Origin of the sequence: Pseudomonas sp. C8002, from assembly GCF_013385765.1 — a bacterium.
Lineage (GTDB): Bacteria > Pseudomonadota > Gammaproteobacteria > Pseudomonadales > Pseudomonadaceae > Aquipseudomonas.
The window spans coordinates 87,665-104,167 of record NZ_JACAPJ010000031.1 but is presented as its reverse complement, the minus strand read 5'-3'; the positions used below and the strand labels follow the sequence as shown (position 1 = coordinate 104,167).

Sequence of the window (16,503 nt, the reverse complement as noted above, 5' to 3'; positions counted from 1 at the left end):
CAATCAAAGTGGCTCGGCGGCTGCCGGCATTGAGTTTTCGGCGCTGCACAGGGCGATTCCCAGGCGTGCCCGGCGGCGTAGCCAGTTACTGGGGCGGTAACGCGGGTCGCCGGTGAGGGTATGCATACGCTCCAGAATCAGCAGCAGTCGCCCCGCGCCCAGGGTGTCTCCCCACGCCAGCGGCCCGTGGGGGTAGCCGAGGCCCAAGCGCACCGCCATGTCGATATCCTCGACGCTGGCGATGCCCTGTTGAGCGATGTCGCAACCCAGGTTGACGATTGCTGCCAGAGTGCGCTGCAGCACAAAACCGCAGCTGTCGCGCAGCATCACCACGTGGCCACCGTCGCGACTGAACAGCGCATGGGCGGCCTCCTGCATATCGACGCGGGTTGCCGGGTTGACCATCAGGCAGCGCAGCGCACCCAACTCCAGCACGGTATCGATCGCTACGCTGCGGGTGGGGTCGACACCATGGCGCAAAGCCGATTCGCTGGTGTCGTCACCCAAGGGCGCCAGCAGGCACAAGGCGTCGGGCGATGGGCTCGCGCCTGTCTCGACGTGTGCGCCCAATTGCCCAAGCAGTGCCAGCACACGGGTCTTGCCCAGATCATCGTCCGCAGCCACCCACACGGCGGGAAGTTGCGCGCACGTCGGTACGGGCTGGAGCGCCGAGGGGCTGGCGCTGTTGCCGTCGTATCGATAAAAGCCCTGGCCAGTCTTTCGTCCCAGGTGCCCGCCGGCCTGCATCAAGCGCAGCAATGGATGGGGTCGGTAGCGCGGTTCCTCATAGAACTGGTGATACACCGATTCCATCACCGGTACGCTGACGTCCAGCCCCACCAGGTCCAGCAACTCGAACGGCCCCATTGGAAAACCCGCGCCGTCCCGAAGCAGCGCGTCGATCAGCGCCGGTGTGGCGATCCCTTCGCTGAGCATGCGCAACGCTTCGGTACCGTAGGCACGACCGGCATGGTTGACGATAAACCCCGGGGAGTCCTTGGAATCCGCCGAGTAATGGCCGACCTTGCGGACCAACGCGCGTAGCCGCTCAAGCGCGTCGGACTGTGTAGCGATGCCCCCGATCACTTCGACCAGGCGCATCCGCGGCACCGGGTTGAAAAAGTGCAGGCCGGCCACCCGCCCTGGATGCCTGCAGACTGAGGCAATCGCGGTAATGGACAACGACGACGTGTTGCTCGCCAACAGTGTGGTTTCATCGAGCAGTTCGTCCAGTTGCCGGAACAGCTGCTGTTTGACCTCAAGATCTTCGACAATCGCTTCGATCACCAGCTCACAGTCATCCAGCGCTTCCAGGCGATCAACCACCTGCACCAACGCCAGCGCATCACGCGCCGCCTGCTGGCTGATACGGCCCTTGCTCTGCAATATGGCCAGCGTCGTCACCAATGCGCTTTGCGCGGTGCGCGCCGCCCCCGGGCGCACATCGAACAGTGAGATGTTCAAGCCGGCCAGCGCCATGACCTGGGCAATGCCCTGCCCCATGGCACCGGCACCGACCACACCGATTCGCTGAATGGGTAATGCGTTCATAGGCCGAGGTACTCCGGTGTGCGCTTTTGCAAAAACGCCTGCATGCCTTCTTTCTGGTCGTAGGAGCCGAACAGCAGTTGAAAGGATTTACGCTCCAGGGTCAGTGCCTGCTCCAGCGGCAGATCCATGCCGGCAAGCACCACTTCTTTGATCTGCGCGACGGCGATGGGCGGCATAGCCGCGATGGCCACCGCCATTGCCAGGGCTGCGGTGAGGGTCTGCGCGTCGGGTACTACTTCGCTGACCATACCCATGCGCAGGCCTTCGCTGGCGGTGAACTGGTCGCCCGTGAACAGCAGGCGCAACGCCTGGAATTTGCCCACCGCACGCAACAAGCGTTGGGTGCCGCCCGCGCCGGGCATGATCCCGACCTTGACTTCGGGCTGGCCGAAACGGGCCGATTCCCCTGCGATAATCACATCGCAGTGCATCGCCAGCTCGCAGCCGCCGCCGAGAGCGAATCCGTTTACGACGGCAATCACCGGTTTGCGACATCCGGAAATCGCCTGCCAATGCCGCTCGGCATGTCGGGCATACAGCTCAAGCGCAGTGGCGTCGACCATTTCACCCAGGTCCGCACCGGCGGCGAACACCGTAGGGCTGCCAGTAAGGATGATGACGCGTGTATCAGGACATGCGTCGAGACGTCGAAACTGTGCTGCCAGCTCTTCGCGCAATGCCATATTCAACGCATTGCGAGCCTTGGGGCGATTGAGGCGCAACAGTGCAACGCCCGGTGCGGGCTGTTCGTGCAGAACCAAGGGTTCGGGACAATCAGATGCGTGGCTCATAGGGGCTCCGTGGCCAGGTAAGTGGGCAGGCGTTAACCACGAACGATGCCGGCGGCATAGAGGCGCTCAATCTGCTGAGCGTCCAACCCGAGGTTCTCAAGCACTTTGCGCGTGTCTTGCCCCAAGGTCGGTGGCGGGCTGCGATAGGTCGCCGGGGTACGCGAGAGCTTCACCGGCGAGCCGATGCCACGGTAGTCGCCGATGTCCACCAGTAGGCCGCGATGCTGCGTGTGTGGGTGGGCCACCACGGTATCGATGGTTGCAATGGCCCCGCACGGCACGCCCACGCTGATCAACTGCTGAGCCAGCGCCGGACCATCATGGCGAGCCATATGCTGTTCCAGTGCAAGCTTGAGCGCCTCGCGATTGACCGAGCGAGCGCCGTTATTGACGAATCGAGGGTCTTCAAACATTTCGCCCGCGCCCAACTGCTCACATAACTTGGCAAACTGGCGATCATTGCCCACCGCCAGGAAAATCGGCTCGGTACCCGTGGCATAGCTGTCATAGGGCGCAATGTTGGGGTGGGCATTGCCGGTGCGGCGCGGCGTTTTACCGGCGGCAAGGTAGTTGGGCACATGGGGGTGCAACAGCGACACACCGCAGTCGTACAGGGTGATGTCGAGGGATTGCCCGAGGCCGCTGCAATGACGCTCATTAAGTGCCAACAGTACGCCAGCCAGTGCATTGAGCCCCGTCACCATGTCGACAATCGGAAGGCCGATGCGCAACGCGCCGCTGTCGGCTTCGCCATTGACGCTCATAAGGCCGGCCATGGCCTGGATCACGGCGTCGTAGCCTGGGAGGCCGCCGAGCGGGCCATCGCCGCCAAATCCGGAGATGGCACAGTGGATCAAGCTGGGGAAACGCTGGCTCAACACTTCGCTGTAATCGATACCCCAGCGTTTCAGGGTGCCAGGTTTGAAGTTTTCGATCAGCACATCGGCGCCTTCAAGCAGGCCCATCAGCAATTCAATCCCTTCGGGCCGGGAAAGGTCCACGGCGATCCCCTGCTTGTTGCGGTTGACGCCACGGTAGTACGAGGCGTCGGCACCTTCAAAGGGTGGCCCCCATCCGCGCGTTTCGTCGCCGCTCAACGGTTCCAGCTTGATGACCTCGGCGCCATGGTCGGCGAGCGCCTGAGAGCAGTAAGGGCCGCCCAGCACACGGCTGAGGTCGATCACTTTCAGGCCGTCGAGGGCCCCTTTGGAATGGTTCATCAGTGCACCTGCGATCAATGGAAAAAGGATTCAAACCGGCAGCAGCTGCATGGCCTCGGCGCGAGAAAGCGGACTTTCGTCGGCCAGGCGTGACAGCAATTGCGCGTCGATCGAGGGTTCAGGGTTGAGCGGGTCGCGGGGCAGCAGCTTGTGTTGCAATAACAAATGGGCCAGGGCCAAACGGCGACTGTTATCCGGTTGTTGGCTGGCTTCCCACGCCATGAAAATCGCCGTGGCGATGTGATACAGGGCACTACCGGCCTGGCGCACTTCGTCGTCACGTCGCTCGCCGGCGACGGTCGACATACGCGCCACCGTGCGATCCAACAGGCTTGCAAACAGACAATGGCTCTGCGCGGGCAAGCCAGCATCGGCCAGCAGTGTCGACAGGTGCTGCTGCAGCGGTTCAAGCGCTTGTTCACGGACGACGGCACGGCCGATATCCAGGGCCACGATATTGCTGGTGCCTTCCCAGATGGAGCCCAGGTGAGCATCACGCACCAGCCGCGCATCACTCCACTCTTCGATATAGCCAATCCCGCCACGTACTTCCATGGCGTCACCCGTCACACGGCGGGCATCGCGGCAGGCGCGGAATTTGATCAGTGGCGTGAGGATACGTACACACTTGCGCGCCGCTTCATCGCCCGCATCCGCCTTGGGCAGCAACGTGGCAATCTGCATAAACATCGAGCGCGCCTGCTCGGTAGGCAGCATCATTTTCAGCAATTGCCGTTGCATCAATGGCATCTCGATCAAATGCTTGCCAAACGCGCGACGGTGCCGAGCAATATACAAGGCCTCGTTCACGCCGCGCCGCATCAGGCCGGCGGCGCGCACGCCATTGGACAGACGTGACATATTGACCATGTCGGCCATCTGCTGAAAACCGCGCCCCACTTCACCGATCAGGTAGGCCGTGGCGCCTTCCAGGGTGATTTCACCGCTGGCCATCGAGCGTGTGCCGAGTTTGTCTTTCAGACGCTGAATCCGGTAGGCGTTGCGCGAACCGTCCGGACGCAGCTTTGGCAATAAAAACAGGCTCACACCGGACATCCCGTCCGGGGCGTCATCCGGGCGCGCCAGGACCATTGCCAGGTCGGCATCCGGGTTGGAGCAAAACCACTTTTCGCCGCTCAACAGCCATTCGCCGTCCTTAAGCGTGGCGCGGGTTTGAGTGCGCGACACATCCGAACCGGCAGCCTGCTCGGTCATGAACATGGCACCCTGGAACAGCGTGTCAAAGTCCTGAGAGACCAGGGACGGCAGGTAGCGCGCCACCAGTTCCGGCGCGCCGAATTTTCGCAAGGTACGCGTCAGGGAGTCGGTCATGCTCACGGGGCAGCACAGGCCGAACTCGGCCTGCACAAACAGAAACGTGAGGGCATATTTGACCAGTGGCAGCGTCCCGTCATCGCGGTGACTCATGGCTGCCAGGCCCAGCTCGGCATACGCTACGCGCTCCAGTTCGACAAAATCCGGGTGCTTCTGGATGCTCTGGATGTCTTCACCACGGCGGGTGCGCGGCAACAACTTGGGCGGATTCTTGTCGGCCGACAGAGCCAGTACATCCAGTTCGTTACCGGCCCGAGCCCCCAGCTGTTGCCAGGTCGGCAACCAGTGTTGATAGAGATCGGAGGGCAGGTAAACCTTTAGCAGCGCGGCAAGGCCGGCGTCACATTCGAACAGATTGAGGCCACGACTATCAGGAATATTCAAGGGGTCGTGGAGCGCTTTGGACACGGCATTCATGGTGACTCTCCTGGTTCTTGTGGAATCAGAGTAGGGTCAGCATCGATAAGTATCTAATACAAAATAAATCAACTACGATAATAAAAAATTATCATAAGCCGAGGGCGTGCCATGGATCTCAAACAGCTGCGTTATTTTGTTGCGGTGGCCGAAGAGCTTCACTTTGGACGCGCTGCCACACGGCTGTTCATCTCCCAACCGGCCCTGAGTTTTGACATCAAGAAGCTCGAAGGTCAGTTGGATATCCAGTTGCTGAACCGCAATAACAAGTCGGTGAGCCTGACCAATGCGGGCCAGGTCCTGCTCAATGAAGCGCGCTACCTGTTATTGCGTGCCGAGCAGGCCAAGCGCCTGACCCTGCGCTCCGCCCAAGGGTTTGCCGGTCGCTTGAGTGTGGGGTTCGTCAATTCTGTGTTGTACCGCGGTTTGCCCGAGGCGGTAAAAACCTTCGAACAGGACCACCCCGATACGGAGATCGTACTGATGGAGATGAACAGCGCGGAACAGGCCCAGGCGTTGCAACGCGGGCAAATCGATATTGGGTTTGTGCACTGGAGCAAATTCCCCGACAGCATCGAGTGCGAACGGCTGTTGCGCGAACCCTTTGTCTGCTGCCTGCCAACGTCACATCGGCTCTCTGACCGCGACAGCATCGACCTGCAGGCGCTGGCAGATGAAGATTTCATTTTGTTCCCGCGCACGGTGTCGCCGCACTACCACGACCTGATCATCGCACGCTGTGTCGACGCAGGTTTCAGCCCGCGCATCCGCCACGAAACACGCCTCTGGCAGACGGTGGTAACCATGGTGGCTTACGGAATGGGCGTGGCGCTTGTACCACAAACCCTGGCCAAGACCCTGCGCGAAGGCGTGCGCTATTGCGCGATCAATGGGGACGGCGCACTTTCCGAAATTCACGCCATCCGCTTGGCCGCAACGCCGTCCGCCGCCGCGCAAAGTTTTCTGGAACGGTTCAAAACGTTGCAGCCTACGCTCCCCTCTACCAATGACCTCAACGATACGAAATCCCGTATCACGCAATAATTTTTAATCATTATTTTTATCACTGTTGGCTGTATAGGCTCTGAGCTATCGGCCTTGCGTGTGCCTTGGCGGGCCGATCCGCTCATAACCCTTCGCGCAGTGAAGAAGGGTTGTTTCCAATAAAAACAACAGGATCTCACTATGAATACCGCCCAGGATATTGCCGCTCACAAAAGAGCTCGCAAGGCAGGTGTTGCCTCGTTTATCGGCACGACAATCGAGTGGTATGACTTCTACGCGTACGGCATCGCGGCTGCACTGGTCTTCGGCAAAGTGTTCTTTCCCTCAGACCTCAACCCTGGCACTGCCACCCTCCTCTCATTCCTGACGCTCTGGGCCGGATTTATCGCTCGCCCGGTAGGCGGCATTATCTTCGGTCATCTGGGTGACAAGATTGGCCGCAAAACCACACTGGTGATCACCCTGGTGATGATGGGCATAGCTACCACGTGCATCGGTTTACTTCCGACCTACCTGCAAATCGGCATCTGGGCGCCGATCGCGCTGGTGGTACTGCGGGTAATTCAGGGGGTCGCCGTCGGCGGCGAATGGGGTGGCGCCATCCTCATCGCCAGTGAAAACGCGCCCAAAGGTAAAGGCATCCTGTACGCCGCCTTCGCCCAGCAAGGTTCGCCCGCCGGCAACCTGCTGGCGACGCTGGTGTTTTTCGGTTTGAGCGCCCTGCCGGTGACAGACTTCATGCTGTGGGGCTGGCGGATCCCATTCCTGCTATCAGCGGCGCTGGTCATCGTAGGCATGGTCATCCGTCTCAAGCTCGAAGAGTCCGACGACATGAAGCGTCTTATGGCGCAAAAGAAGACGGTCAAACTGCCAATCCTGGAGGTGCTGCGCAATCACTGGCAGATCGTGCTGCTGGGCGCCGGCGTGCTGCCGATCATCCATGTGACTTACTTTAAAAGCACCTTTGCGCTGTCTTGGGCCACCAAGGAACTGGGCTATGCACAAAGCACTTTTCTCAGCGTCATCGTTATTTCTCTGATCGTCCAGTTCATCGCCCAGCCCTTTGGCGCCATCCTGGTGTCGAAGATAGATATGCGCAAAGCCGTCGCCTTTATGGTGATTCCCGAACTGATTCTGATGCCGGCGATGTTCTTTGCCGTCGAAACAAAGATCTATTGGATTGCGGTAGTGGGCATGTGCCTGGCGACCATTCCGCACTCGATGTTCTACGGCGCCGTCGGTGGCATTCTCGCGCGAGCCTTTCCCACAAAAGTGCGCTACAGCGGTTTGTCGATCGCCTACCAGCTCTGTTCACTGTTGGTAGGCGGTGCCACCCCCGTCCTTGCCCAGGGGCTGCTCAACTCCACCGGCAGCATCATTGGGGTGGCCATCGCTTCGGCTTCCTATGCCCTGGTGTCGCTGGCGTGCATGCTGCTGCTGCTCAAACGTATCGGGCATAACGCCTCCGAGCTGTCCTGCGCGGAACAGGCAGACGCCGATGAGTTGGCCGGCGAGGCAGTTACAGCGTCGACGCAACCGTCACACGGGCAGCGGCCGATCCTGGATAACTCGCTTCATGACGAGCGTCGAGGTCAACCGTTGCACATTGGGCAAGGCTGACAGACTCTCATCGTAGAGCCGCTGAAAGGCCGGCAGGTCCTGGGTAATGACGTGAAGCAGGTAATCCGGCTCGCCGAACAATCGTTGGGCATCGATGACCTGAGGAATCTGCATCAGCGCAGCCTCGAACGCATGAACGGCGGCCTTGTCACCCTCACGCAGGGTCGCAAACACCATGGCAGAAAAGTTGAGGCCAAGGGCGCCGGGGTCCAGTTGCGCACGATAGCCCATTAATACCCCGGACTCTTCCAGCGCCCGCACGCGACGATGGCACGGTGAAAGGCTGAGGCCCACGCGCTCAGCCAATTCCGTTACCGATAGGCGACCATTTTTTTGCAGCTCTGAAATAATCTTGCGATCAATCTCATCCATCCGGAAGATTCTCCCAATTCAAAGCGCTTCGATGACTGTATTTGAAAGCACATTCTAACAATATTTCATTATTCTTCCTCGCGTTCATTATTGCGCGAGGCGCCACGATGCAAAGATGTATGAGTCACCAACGAAGGGGGGCAGCGGCATGACCTTGAGTATCTTCGTTGCCTTCTGGGCCGTATCTATTCTGTTCGTGATCACACCTGGTGCGGACTGGGCTTATGCGATTTCGGCAGGGCTGAAAGGCCGCGTGGTCCTGCCTGCCATCGGTGGGTTGCTGTCCGGGCATATCATCGCCACCCTGATCGTTGCTGGCGGTGTCGGCACACTGGTTGCCAGGCATCCACTGGCCTTGTCAGTGCTGACTGTCGCCGGCGCGGGCTACCTGCTGTGGCTGGGCGTGAATATGATTGCTCACCCTTCCACGCCCCACGCTGATCAGGTTCAGGTGTCCGATTCGTGGCAACGCTGGGCGATCAAGGGGCTGTGTGTGAGTGGTTTGAACCCCAAGGTATTCCTGCTGTTCCTGGCCCTGCTGCCGCAATTCACCGATAGCACGGCGACCTGGCCGGTACCTATGCAGATGATTGCGCTGGGGCTCGTTCATACGCTGAGCTGCGCAGTGGTTTATCTGTTGGTCGGCTATGGATCCCAGACAGTGCTGCGGGCACGGCCTGCTGCGGCACGGCGTGTCAGTCGCTTTTCCGGTGCAGCCATGATCCTTATCGCGATCGTATTGTTCATCGAGCAATTACTGGGTTAACCCCTATTTCAGTGAGGCGACAAGAATGACTGATCAGCCTGCACCCTATGGCAATGCCCAACCGGCTTCTCGTATCCGTATTCCGCACTTGAAGCAGATGAAGATGGAGGGCCGGAAGTGGGCGATGCTCACCGCCTACGACATGTACAGCGCAGCCATCTTCGAGGAGGCCGGCATCCCGGTACTATTGGTAGGTGATTCGGCCTCCAACAATGTCTATGGCAACGAATCTACGCTCTCGGTCACTGTGGACGAACTGATCCCGCTGGTGCGCGCAGTCAGTCGTTCAACGAAACGAGCGCTGGTAATTGCCGACCTGCCTTTCGGCTCCTACCAGGCCTCGGCGGAACAATGCTTTCACACTGCCGTGCGCTTTATGAAAGAGGCCGGCGCCCATGCGGTCAAACTGGAGGGCGGCATTGAAATGCTGCCTCAGGTCGAGAAGCTGACGACCTGCGGTATTCCGGTCATGGCGCACATTGGTTTCACGCCTCAGATGGAGCATCAGCTGGGTGGTTACCGGGTGCAGGGGCGCGGTGAAGACGCACAACGTCTGATCCATAGTGCAAAGGCCTTCGAGGCAGCCGGCGCCTTTGCGTTATTGGTCGAGATGGTGCCGGGCGAGGTAGGCCGTGAGATCACTGAAGCGGTATCGATTCCGACCGTTGGCATTGGCGCAGGTAACCAGTGCGATGCACAGGTGCTGGTCTGGCAGGACATGACGGGGCTGCGCAATGGCCGGCTGCCGCGCTTCGTCAAACAATATGCGGACCTCAGGTCTGTGCTCCATACCGCCGCCAGTGATTTTGCGCGAGAGGTGCAGGCCGGCGAGTTCCCGGGGCCTGAACATACGTTCTGACCCTCGGAACCCAGGCGTTTCAACGACTCAGTTTGAACGCCTGGCGCGCATTCTCCGCCAGGAACAGACGCCGGACATTATCGTCCAGACCCAAGGCTGCGAGTCCATCCAGACAATCCGCCGGCGTCAGCATCGGGTAGTTTGTGCCAAACAATACCTTCCCCTTTCCCGCCCCACGCATATACGCCACCAGCTCGTCAGGAAACCGCGACGCCTTGTAGGCCGATGTATCCACGTAGACATTCGGGTGCTTCATCATCAGGGAAATCATTTCGGCCACCCACGGAAAGCCGATATGTCCACCGACGATGCGTAGCTCAGGAAACTCGTGTGCTACGTTATCCAGATAAGGCATCGGGCGCCCGGGCTCAGACGGGCGCATCGGGCCTGCATGGCCCACTTGCAAACAGAAGGTGATATCCAGCTCGATGCACTCGGCGTATAGCGGATAGTATCGGCGGTCATCAGGCGGCAGCCCCCATAGCCAGGGCAACACGCGCAAGGCCTTGAAGCCATATTGCCTGACGCAACGACGCAACTCCCTTACCGCATCCATCGGCCGGCTCAGGTCCACTGACGCTACGCCAATGACCCGCTCCGGTTGCGCCGAGACCGCAGCCGCCACTTCTTCGTTAGTGATCATCGGCCCAGCCGGCCCCCACCAGGCACTGGCAAAGACCTTGGATACTCCGCCCTTTCGGAAGGTCTCAAGCGCCTCGGCCGTGGTGATGTCAGGGGTATTTTCGGCTAAAGCCTTCCATGCTGTTGGCCAGCGCCGCAATGACTCAAACATCGAGTCCTGCAAAAAACGCTTGTTGGGAAACTGCATCCAGGCGTCGATTATTTCCACGGCGTTTTAACTCCTATTCACCCATGATTTCCCGGCGGCGTTTGTCCTGGGCCCGGCGATTACCCTCATCACTCATGCCGGTGGGCAGTTCCTGGTCGAGCAGCGTGGTACGCAGGTCAATCTGCTGCATGACCGAATCCTGCAAGGCCTTCTTGGACATGGCATACGCCACGTTGCAATCGGGGGTAATGCAGCGCGCATAGGCAATCGCGGTGGCCAGCAGTTGCGATTCCTCCACCACCTCATGGAAGAACCCGAGCTTCTCGGCCTGCTCCAGCGAATAGAGCTCACCCTTGAGGGTGGTCAGCGCGCCGACCTGATCACCCAACGCGTACTTGATGATTTCCACATACGCGGCGGGCATCGGAATACCGATAGGCACTTCGTTGAGGCCGAACTTGGCCTCTTTGCGCGCAGCGATACGGAAGTCGCAATCCAGAGCCGTGATCAGACCGCCGGCAATGGCATGCCCGTTGATCGCTGCCACCGTGGGGCGCGGGTACTGGAAAATACGCAGGTTGGTCGCGCGGTATTCGGCGTACCACTGGCGGATTCGCTCGTTGTTCTGGCTGCCAAATACATCAAAGCTGTACTTGAAGTCGATACCGGCTGAAAAGGCATTGCCCTGCCCGGTTAGAATCACCGGCAACTCGCTGAACTCGGTTTCGAGCCGATCGAAGGCATCATGCAGGTCCTTGAAGAAGGTGTCGTTCTGCACATTGACCTTGTTAGTATTCATGCGCACAACCGCACACCCCTCCATCACTTCAATCTGCCATGCCATGTTTCACTCCTTATCGGTGGCGCCTCTGAATTGGCGCATCATTGAATGTCAGCAACGCTCTAGCACACAGCCAACGCAAGCTCTTCTTCCATGATTTCGCGCATCCTGAACTTCTGTACCTTGCCGGAGAGCGTCATCGGGAAGCCGTCTACGAAGCGTATGTAGCGTGGGATTTTGTAACGAGCGATCTGGCTGCTGCAGAACTCGCGTATTTCGTCTTCGTTGATCACCAGGCCTGGGCGCACGATGACCCAGACACACAGCTCCTCGCCGTACTTCTCATCCGGCACACCGATCACCTGCGCATCCTGAATGGCCGGGTGTTGATACAGGAACTCCTCGATTTCGCGCGGGGAAATATTTTCGCCGCCGCGTATCACCATATCCTTGATACGCCCGGTGATGCTGACGTAGCCCTCGGCATCCATCGTGGCCAGGTCGCCGCTGTGGATCCAGCCGTCGCTGTCGATGGTTTGAACGGTCTTTTCCGGATCATTCCAGTAGCCTTGCATCAGCGAATAACCGCGAATACACAACTCCCCCACTACACCGGTCGGCACAGTATCTCCTGACTCAGGGTGGACCACCTTGGCTTCCAGATGGGGATGCACTTTGCCGATGGTCGACACACGTTTTTCCAGCGGTGTCTCACACGTGCTTTGATAGCTGGCGGGGCTGGTCTCGGTCATGCCGTAGGCAATGGTGACATCGCGCATATGCATGTTGCGCTGAACGCGGCGCATCACCTCGATCGGGCACGCCGTACCGGCCATGATGCCGGTGCGCAAGGTGGACAGGTCAAATTCGTGAAACCGTGGGTGGTCCAGCTCGGTGATGAACATCGTCGGCACCCCATGCAGGGCGGTGCAGCGCTCATTCTGTACTGCCTCAAGGGTGCGCACCGGGTCAAACGTATCGTTTGGGTAGACAATGGTGCTGGCATGGCTCAATGCCGCCAGGTTGCCAACCACCATCCCAAAGCAGTGAAACAACGGCACGGGAATGCACAGACGGTCAGTGGCCGTGAGGCTCATGCCCTCGCCGAGGAAAAATCCATTATTGAGAATGCCGCGATGGGTCAGCGCTGCGCCCTTAGGCGAGCCCGTGGTGCCGCTGGTGAACTGGATGTTGATCGCATCAGTGTTCTTCAGCGTCGCCGCGACACGCGGGACGCGCTCGTCCAAGGCATTCCCCAGGCTCATCAGATCGCGAAAGCGCATAAAACCGGGCACTTGCTCCTCGCCCAGGTGGATCACCGTATGCAACGCGGGCAGCCTCGCAGCACTGAGCTGCCCAGACGCGCAGGTGGTGATTTCCGGGGCAATCGTTCTGATCACTTGCAGGTAATCGGTGGTCTTGAATGCCGACAGGGTGATCAATGCCTTGCAGCCCGCCTTGTTCAACGCGTACTCAAGTTCCATGGTTTTGTAGGCTGGATTGAAGTTGACCAGGATGATCCCGACCTTGGCCGTCGCCAGTTGGGTTATCAACCATTCGGCGCTGTTGTTTGCCCAGATGGCCACACGATCGCCTGGCGCCAGTGACAACGCAATCAGGGCACTCGCCAGTTGGTTTACTTCAGCTTGAAGTTGAGAATAGCTAAGCCGGATATTCTGATGACACGAAACAAGCGCCTCATTATCGGGAAATCGCGCGACCACGTCGTCAAAGAAATCTCCCAGGGTTTTCTCTATCAACGGAATATGAACCGCGCCACGCGAATAACTTCTTTTTATTGTGTTCATCGTGTCTGTCTCAACATTGAAGTACTGCTGTGCCTGTATGCACAGTACGAGAGTCGACAGCGCTGGCACATTGGCAAAATTGACGTTTTTTATGCCAATCTTGCCAAGCCAGTAATTCCCTGCGGGTGTGCGCCAGTCTGCGACTATTTCGGGCCTACCAGAGTGGCAAGCTGTAGCTGACGATCAGGCGGTTCTCATCCAGATCACTCAGGAAGTTGCTGCGGGTGGTGGCGTTACGCAGCTTCAACGCCAGGTTTTTCAGTGGTCCGCTCTGAATGACATACCCCAGATCCGTGTTGCGCTCCCAGGTTCTGCCTTCGCTCAGCCCCGCCCCGCGGTCCACGTTGTCACCCGAGAGATAGCGGGTCATCAGGGTCAACCCGGGAATGCCCAACGCGGCGAAGTCATAGTCGTAGCGCACCTGCCATGAATGCTCATCGCGGTTGCCAAAGTCGTTGATCTGTACCTGGTTGAGCAAAGCATCGTCCGCGCCATTGACGTAGGCGAAACCGGTGCGACCGCTTAGGTGCTGGTAGCCGGCGCTGAAGCTGTGGCCAAGCATTTTGTAGGTAAACAAGGCGCCCAGAGCATCGTTGTCCACGTTACTTCCGCCATCGGCACCCGAGTGTGCAAATCGGATATCGGACTTAAGGCTTTGCCCACCCCCCAACGGCAATTGGTGCACCAGATTGATCAAGTGTTGTTTGTAGATGCCATCAAGACCACCGTAGTAATAACTGGTGAACAGTGTCGGGGTCCATTGATAACGACCTCCGCCAAACAGAAATTCATCACTGGTTTTGGCACTTCCCAGCACTATATTGCGCTTGCCGCCATTGAAGACCGTCATCACTTCATTGTCCGAAGAGTCGCGCTGATTGACCCGATCAAGACGGCCCAGGTCAAGGTTTAAACCCTCGATCTCGTTACTGGCCAACCAGGCCCCGCGAAAGGTCTGCGGCATAAGGCGTGAGTCATTGCGCATCAGAGGCGGCAACACCGGCTGGACTGTGCCGAGCTTCAAGGTGCTCTTGGAGATACGTACCTTGGCAGTAAAGCCAGATTCGCCATATTCATCCTTGGCACGCTTTGGGCCGACCGCATTGGTCTTGAGCAAGCCAGTGCCAACCCGATCAGGGCTGGAGTTCAGTTTCAGCCCCAGCATCCCGATGGCATCAATACCGAAACCTACCGGGCCCTCGCTGTAGCCGGACTCTAAGCGCAACATAAATCCTTGCGCCCATTCCTCTGCTTTATTTTGCGCCGAGCCGCCCTGTCGGAAGTCGCGATTCATATAGAAGTTACGCAGTTCCAAAGTGGATTTACTGTCCCCCAGAAAGTCTGCGTGAGCCGATCCGACAATACCCAGGGCCGCGCCTGCGCAGAGTGCGGGCATAACTGTACCGAAGTTGAAATGCATGGTTAGTCTACCTTTCGCTATTTTTATTGTTATTGCTGTTTTTTATTGTTTTCGACTGTGACGCACACTTTAGTGCCGCTGGAATGACTCCCAACGTCACCAAACTTATTCAAACTTCCTGTTCACATTAAGCTGTAACTTGCGTTACTTCTTATTGGGCGGCCATGCGCAGTGCACCATCGAGGCGAATCACCTCGCCGTTGAGCATGGGGTTCTGCACGATCGACGCTACCAGTTGCGCGTACTCGCTACCGCGTCCAAGGCGTGACGGGAACGGCACCGTGTTGCCTAGGGACTCCTGTACTGCTGGCGGTAGACCCAGCAGCATCGGCGTCTCAAAGATGCCGGGGGCGATGGTCACGACTCGAATGCCGACACGTGCCAGCTCGCGGGCAATCGGCAGTGTCATGCCAACCACGCCAGCCTTGGATGCCGCATAGGCCGCCTGACCGATTTGCCCATCAAAGGCGGCCACGGAAGCGGTCGTGATGATCACCCCGCGCTCGCCATCGCCATTGGGCACATTGTTGCTCATGGCGGCGACGGTCAATCGGATGGCGTTAAACGTACCCACCAGATTGATCGTGATTGCCCGTGCAAAGGTCTCCAAGTCATGCGGCCCCACTTTACTCTGCACCTTCTGCCCAGGCGCAACGCCGGCGCAGCAGATCAGTCCATCCACCCGACCGAAGCGGCTCAACGATTTATCAATAGCGACCTGCATGGAGTGTTCGTCGACCGTATCCGCATGCACAAACAACGCGGCCGTTCCGAGTTCATTCGCCAGCGCTTCACCTGCCGCTGTATTGAGATCAGCCAACACTACCTGGGCACCGGCCTCGACCAACCATTTGGCTGTGGCAGCGCCTAACCCTGAAGCACCACCCGTGATGAAAAAAACCGAACCTTCGATGTTCATGAAAGACCTCTTGGAGAATTAACGAGAAGCACCAAATTGAGTTTTGCGTCGCTGGCAGAACGCGGCGACGCCCTCTGCAAAGTCAGCGCTGGCGGAAACCGCCACGAACGTGGCTTTTTCGGCTGCCAAGGCCGTTTCCAGGGTTGCGTCCAGGCCGCTACGCAGCAAGCGTTTGATCCCCGCATGCGCCGCCGCGGGGCCGTCGGCCAAACGCTGGGCGATGGCCAGGCCAGCGGTGTGTAGTTCATCGCGAGGCACCACTTCAGTCACCAGGCCCGCGGCCTTCGCGTCCGCGGCGCTCAGTTTCGGGTTCAACAACGCGATGGCCATGGCCCGATGCAACCCAACCTGCCGTGGCAGATGCCAGGTAGCACCGCCGTCTGGCGTTGCGCCAATTGCGCTGTACGCCATCAGGAAGCTTGCATCGTCGGCCGCGACCAGAATGTCGCATGCCAAGGCCAGCGACAGGCCAAAGCCAGCGGCCGCGCCGTTGATCAAAGCCAGCACCGGACAGGGCAATTGCGTCAGCCCGGTTACCGCTTCGTTGACGGCACTGATCAGGGTTTCCAACTCATCGGCGCACGCCGCGTTGGAGACATTCAACAAAGCCTCGAAGCGGCGCACATCGCCCCCCACCATGAAGTGCGCGCCACTGCTGCGCAGCACCACAACGCTTGGCGGGTTCACTACCAACGAGCGCACCGCATCTCTCAGCGCCAGCCCCATGCCCAGATCCACACTGTTGCCCGTCTCAGGACGATTCAACGTGATGAAACCAATGAGCCCTTGGCGTTCGACTTGAACGCCTGCATCTGTGTTTAAAGCAGCTGTCATATCGACCTCGCAGAC

Annotated in this window: 15 protein-coding genes; 4 read left to right on the top strand and 11 right to left on the bottom strand. The window is 59.0% G+C overall.

Annotated elements, in window-relative coordinates; all coding sequences use genetic code 11:
• Positions 1-3: 3 nt before the first annotated feature.
• The 4 genes from HX814_RS27805 to HX814_RS27790 are packed head-to-tail and all read right to left on the bottom strand — an operon-like array spanning position 4 to position 5,314.
• Positions 4-1,551: a 3-hydroxyacyl-CoA dehydrogenase gene (locus HX814_RS27805; RefSeq protein WP_177009986.1), complete on the bottom strand. Its 1,548-nt coding sequence runs from the start codon at positions 1,549-1,551 to the stop codon at positions 4-6.
• On the bottom strand, positions 1,548-2,342 hold the full coding sequence (locus HX814_RS27800) for an enoyl-CoA hydratase (RefSeq protein WP_177009985.1): 795 nt from the start codon (positions 2,340-2,342) through the stop codon (positions 1,548-1,550). The genes HX814_RS27805 and HX814_RS27800 overlap by 4 nt, the downstream gene beginning before the upstream one ends.
• A 32-nt stretch (positions 2,343-2,374) precedes the next feature.
• A complete protein-coding gene (locus HX814_RS27795; protein ID WP_177009984.1) occupies positions 2,375-3,562 on the bottom strand; it encodes a CaiB/BaiF CoA-transferase family protein in 1,188 nt (395 codons plus the stop codon).
• A gap of 30 nt (positions 3,563-3,592) precedes the next feature.
• Positions 3,593-5,314, bottom strand: a complete 1,722-nt coding sequence (locus HX814_RS27790; protein ID WP_177009983.1) for an acyl-CoA dehydrogenase family protein — start codon at positions 5,312-5,314, stop codon at positions 3,593-3,595.
• A 111-nt stretch (positions 5,315-5,425) separates the two neighbouring features.
• Here HX814_RS27790 and HX814_RS27785 point away from each other — a divergent pair, with 111 nt between their 5' ends.
• The gene (locus HX814_RS27785) at positions 5,426-6,358 is read left to right on the top strand and encodes a LysR substrate-binding domain-containing protein (protein ID WP_177009982.1); all 933 of its coding nucleotides are present in this window, start codon (positions 5,426-5,428) and stop codon (positions 6,356-6,358) included.
• Positions 6,359-6,499: 141 nt separating this feature from the next.
• Positions 6,500-7,939, top strand: a complete 1,440-nt coding sequence (locus tag HX814_RS27780) for an MFS transporter (protein WP_177009981.1) — start codon at positions 6,500-6,502, stop codon at positions 7,937-7,939.
• On the opposite strand, the gene HX814_RS27775 is transcribed toward HX814_RS27780, so the two are convergent.
• The gene (locus HX814_RS27775; protein WP_177009980.1) at positions 7,859-8,311 is read right to left on the bottom strand and encodes an Lrp/AsnC family transcriptional regulator; all 453 of its coding nucleotides are present in this window, start codon (positions 8,309-8,311) and stop codon (positions 7,859-7,861) included. The two genes, HX814_RS27780 and HX814_RS27775, sit on opposite strands and share 81 nt — an antisense overlap.
• A gap of 148 nt (positions 8,312-8,459) precedes the next feature.
• On the opposite strand from HX814_RS27775, the gene HX814_RS27770 reads away from it, so the two are divergent.
• Positions 8,460-9,077 carry a LysE family translocator gene (locus HX814_RS27770; protein ID WP_177009979.1) on the top strand — a complete coding sequence of 206 codons (618 nt, stop codon included), beginning with the start codon at positions 8,460-8,462 and terminating at the stop codon, positions 9,075-9,077.
• Positions 9,078-9,102: 25 nt separating this feature from the next.
• Positions 9,103-9,936, top strand: a complete 834-nt coding sequence (panB, locus tag HX814_RS27765; protein ID WP_177009978.1) for a 3-methyl-2-oxobutanoate hydroxymethyltransferase — start codon at positions 9,103-9,105, stop codon at positions 9,934-9,936.
• A 19-nt stretch (positions 9,937-9,955) separates the two neighbouring features.
• On the opposite strand, the gene HX814_RS27760 is transcribed toward panB, so the two are convergent.
• The 6 genes from HX814_RS27760 to HX814_RS27735 all read right to left on the bottom strand — a co-directional run bounded on the left by HX814_RS27760 (position 9,956) and on the right by HX814_RS27735 (position 16,488).
• Entirely contained in the window at positions 9,956-10,786 is an 831-nt protein-coding gene (locus HX814_RS27760; RefSeq protein WP_177009977.1) for an amidohydrolase family protein, read from the bottom strand.
• Positions 10,787-10,799: 13 nt separating this feature from the next.
• Positions 10,800-11,570, bottom strand: coding sequence for an enoyl-CoA hydratase/isomerase family protein (locus tag HX814_RS27755; protein WP_177009976.1), 771 nt, complete (start codon positions 11,568-11,570; stop codon positions 10,800-10,802).
• A 59-nt stretch (positions 11,571-11,629) separates the two neighbouring features.
• Positions 11,630-13,315: an AMP-binding protein gene (locus HX814_RS27750; protein WP_177010024.1), complete on the bottom strand. Its 1,686-nt coding sequence runs from the start codon at positions 13,313-13,315 to the stop codon at positions 11,630-11,632.
• A gap of 154 nt (positions 13,316-13,469) precedes the next feature.
• Positions 13,470-14,735 carry an OprD family porin gene (locus HX814_RS27745; protein WP_177009975.1) on the bottom strand — a complete coding sequence of 422 codons (1,266 nt, stop codon included), beginning with the start codon at positions 14,733-14,735 and terminating at the stop codon, positions 13,470-13,472.
• Positions 14,736-14,886: 151 nt separating this feature from the next.
• Positions 14,887-15,654: an SDR family NAD(P)-dependent oxidoreductase gene (locus HX814_RS27740; protein WP_177009974.1), complete on the bottom strand. Its 768-nt coding sequence runs from the start codon at positions 15,652-15,654 to the stop codon at positions 14,887-14,889.
• Between the two features lie 18 nt (positions 15,655-15,672).
• Positions 15,673-16,488, bottom strand: a complete 816-nt coding sequence (locus HX814_RS27735) for an enoyl-CoA hydratase/isomerase family protein (protein ID WP_177009973.1) — start codon at positions 16,486-16,488, stop codon at positions 15,673-15,675.
• Positions 16,489-16,503: the final 15 nt, after the last annotated feature.

Coding starts and splice junctions, on each gene's coding strand:
- HX814_RS27805 (WP_177009986.1), bottom strand. CDS start 1,551: ATGAACGCATTACCCATTCAGCGAATCGGTGTGGTCGGTGCCGGTGCC.
- HX814_RS27800 (WP_177009985.1), bottom strand. CDS start 2,342: ATGAGCCACGCATCTGATTGTCCCGAACCCTTGGTTCTGCACGAACAG.
- HX814_RS27795 (WP_177009984.1), bottom strand. CDS start 3,562: ATGAACCATTCCAAAGGGGCCCTCGACGGCCTGAAAGTGATCGACCTC.
- HX814_RS27790 (WP_177009983.1), bottom strand. CDS start 5,314: ATGAATGCCGTGTCCAAAGCGCTCCACGACCCCTTGAATATTCCTGAT.
- HX814_RS27785 (WP_177009982.1), top strand. CDS start 5,426: ATGGATCTCAAACAGCTGCGTTATTTTGTTGCGGTGGCCGAAGAGCTT.
- HX814_RS27780 (WP_177009981.1), top strand. CDS start 6,500: ATGAATACCGCCCAGGATATTGCCGCTCACAAAAGAGCTCGCAAGGCA.
- HX814_RS27775 (WP_177009980.1), bottom strand. CDS start 8,311: ATGGATGAGATTGATCGCAAGATTATTTCAGAGCTGCAAAAAAATGGT.
- HX814_RS27770 (WP_177009979.1), top strand. CDS start 8,460: ATGACCTTGAGTATCTTCGTTGCCTTCTGGGCCGTATCTATTCTGTTC.
- panB (WP_177009978.1), top strand. CDS start 9,103: ATGACTGATCAGCCTGCACCCTATGGCAATGCCCAACCGGCTTCTCGT.
- HX814_RS27755 (WP_177009976.1), bottom strand. CDS start 11,570: ATGGCATGGCAGATTGAAGTGATGGAGGGGTGTGCGGTTGTGCGCATG.
- HX814_RS27750 (WP_177010024.1), bottom strand. CDS start 13,315: ATGAACACAATAAAAAGAAGTTATTCGCGTGGCGCGGTTCATATTCCG.
- HX814_RS27745 (WP_177009975.1), bottom strand. CDS start 14,735: ATGCATTTCAACTTCGGTACAGTTATGCCCGCACTCTGCGCAGGCGCG.
- HX814_RS27740 (WP_177009974.1), bottom strand. CDS start 15,654: ATGAACATCGAAGGTTCGGTTTTTTTCATCACGGGTGGTGCTTCAGGG.
- HX814_RS27735 (WP_177009973.1), bottom strand. CDS start 16,488: ATGACAGCTGCTTTAAACACAGATGCAGGCGTTCAAGTCGAACGCCAA.